Source organism: Paramaledivibacter caminithermalis DSM 15212 (assembly GCF_900142245.1).
Lineage (GTDB): Bacteria > Bacillota > Clostridia > Peptostreptococcales > Caminicellaceae > Paramaledivibacter > Paramaledivibacter caminithermalis.
In genome coordinates, this window is sequence record NZ_FRAG01000121.1 from 1 (window position 1) to 2,675 (window position 2,675).

1 protein-coding gene is annotated in these 2,675 nt (G+C 31.0%); it reads right to left on the minus strand.

Annotated elements, in window-relative coordinates; genetic code table 11:
* Positions 1 to 2,342: PPC domain-containing protein (locus BUB36_RS18675; RefSeq protein WP_207550860.1), on the minus strand; the 2,342-nt coding region annotated here is incomplete at its 3' end.
* Positions 2,343 to 2,675 lie beyond the last annotated feature (333 nt).

Below are 2,675 nucleotides of genomic sequence, written 5' to 3' on the forward strand. Positions count from 1 at the left end.
TTTTTAGTGCCATTCGTTGCTGGTTTAAATCCCTTTGGATATGCAGGTGACTTTTTAATCGAGTCATATACATGTTTAATTCTTAAACTTTCCGTGCTTTTAGAAAGTACGTCTTGTGAGCGTTTCATCAATTTTGATGAAATAAAGGAAACTCCTGCTAGTGCTGCTGACCTTGCTAATTCTTCTACCGCTGCAGCACTAGTTACTCCTCCTGTAGCTAATGCAAATCCACCAGCTACACCAGCATTTGCAAGTGCCCTAGCTGCTTCCGCAGCACTACCTAATGTTGCAGTTGCATATGCCGCAACAAAGCAGGAATCAGCAAAAACTTTTGCCCTCATATAAAAATAATTATCTTCATAGTCTTCTTTTCCAGTAACCTTTTTAGCAAGCCCAAAGAATACATTATCGTCTACACTACTCCCTAATCCTCCAGCTATCATTTTTACATTTTGTGAAGATAGTTGTGAAAAATCGATTCCTATATATTCTATCATAGCATCTTGTAGCTTATCTTTTATCTTACTCAAATTAATTTCAACTATTTTTGCTATTTTTTTTACTGACTTAGTTTGTCTATAACTATTCTCAAAATTACCTAATGAAGTTCTTGCTGCTGAAACTATAATCCCCCCATCAGTTGGAACCGAAGCATATAATGAAGTATCATACCAGCCTCCAATCTCACTATAAACCCATTTTTTACCTTCTGAGTCATCTTCATCTGCAACTATTGCGTACATATTATCTAAATCATTACCTTCTACACCATATAGATATATGTCTTTTCCTTCATATGTCATTTTGTATACTATTTCTTCTTCGGCAGATTCCTCTTCAATGTTAATAGTTAATTTATACTCATCATCAGCATCATAAGAATCCTTATATGGATATACTCTTATATAGTATGTACCTGAATCAACAGTTTCGATTATTTGCTCATCTTCATTTCCTGACTCATTAGAATAAGCTATTCTATCATGATCACTATCATATAACTTTAACTTATAATTTTCGCCTCTTGGTATATTTGTTAAGTCAATTGTAACAGTGCTGTTCTCACCTACACGAATTCTATAATAGTCATCATCATCTTCATTATGTAAAGTAGCATATATTTTATTATAATTTCCAGATAACCTTGTGGCGTCATCAAATGAATCATTTGGTTCGTATTCATCACCTTCTTCATCAATTTCAGACACTAATTTGGCTCTTAGATGATAATATTGACTGTTGTCATAATCACTACTTGAATCCCCTTTAATCCTTACATAATAATATTTTCCGCTTTCTACAGGAAACTCTGGTATTAACTCCTGCACACCATTGCCTCCACTAACTGATCTTCCGATTCTATTATGGTCATAGTCATATAGATATAACTTATAATCTTCTGTCTTTGGAACATATCCCAACCAAAAATTAGCCAATCCACTCTTGTCAAATTTTATTTTATAATAATCCTCGTCACCTGAGCTTTGGATTTTCCCTCCCACTGTATCATCATCATAAAATCTATCAGCTTTTGAAAAACTATCATTAGGTTCCACTTCATATCTATTTATAGTATCAGGATCTCTTCTAAATTCAGTTCTTAAGAGCTTCTGCTCAAATATTATTAGACTATCAGCTTTAACTGATTCTTTCAGAACTTCATCTGTTAAATCAATATTATCTGCATCTATTTCATTATTATCATTACTTTTGTCGATGGATGTTGTATTAATAAATTCTTCAATTAACTTATCTATTTGGGGGCTTTTATGACCTCTATTATAGTATACATCCTTTATATTGTCCTCTATACAAACTATTTCCTCATTTAAATTTCTTTCAACAACTAAAGTATATTTACCCATATAAAATTCTGAAGTCTCTCCACCAGTATCAGGGTAAGTAATAACTATATCAAAATCATAAATAGTATCACTTTCTATACCATTAATACTGACTTTTCCATCTAAATTGGAAAAACTTTTACTAAAAACATTATTTCTTTCTTCTTTAGATATACTTACATCTATCTCAGCATCTCTTGGAATGGAGTCATAAAACTTAATCGTAGTACTCACATCATTTCCATCTAATTCAGAAACAAATCTGAAGGGTAATAATTCATCAGAATTCTCTATATATCTATTTGACTCGATATATTCAAATTCTTCCTTTTCATTATCTGAATTACTATCCTTACTCACTGCACTTATCAGTACCTCAGATCTTTCATCGATAGATTTAGAAGTTGATTCTAAAGCATATGCTACCGTACTACTAAATAACATACAAAGTACCAATACTAGTGATAAAATATTTTTAGGGATTTTCTTTAAATTCATTAAACATTTCCTCCTTGTGTAAAATTCTGTGTCTTAAAACTGTTAAATTAAAATCTATGATATATCTTTATCTCACCTACCTTTCCATTTTTTTCTTTGACACATACAGATGTCATTATAGCATAACAATTGTAAGAAAAGTGTAGAAATATGTAACAATATCAAATAAATTTTATATTTTGATAAAATCAGAACTATTTGATTATATTGGTAATATATTGAGAGGCAAGTAGACATCATTCCACCCTGAATCTTATCAATAACTGCAAATTATTTTATCTTAAAAGCTTAAGTCAGACTAAATAATCTAATACAAAATATAATATTGCATAA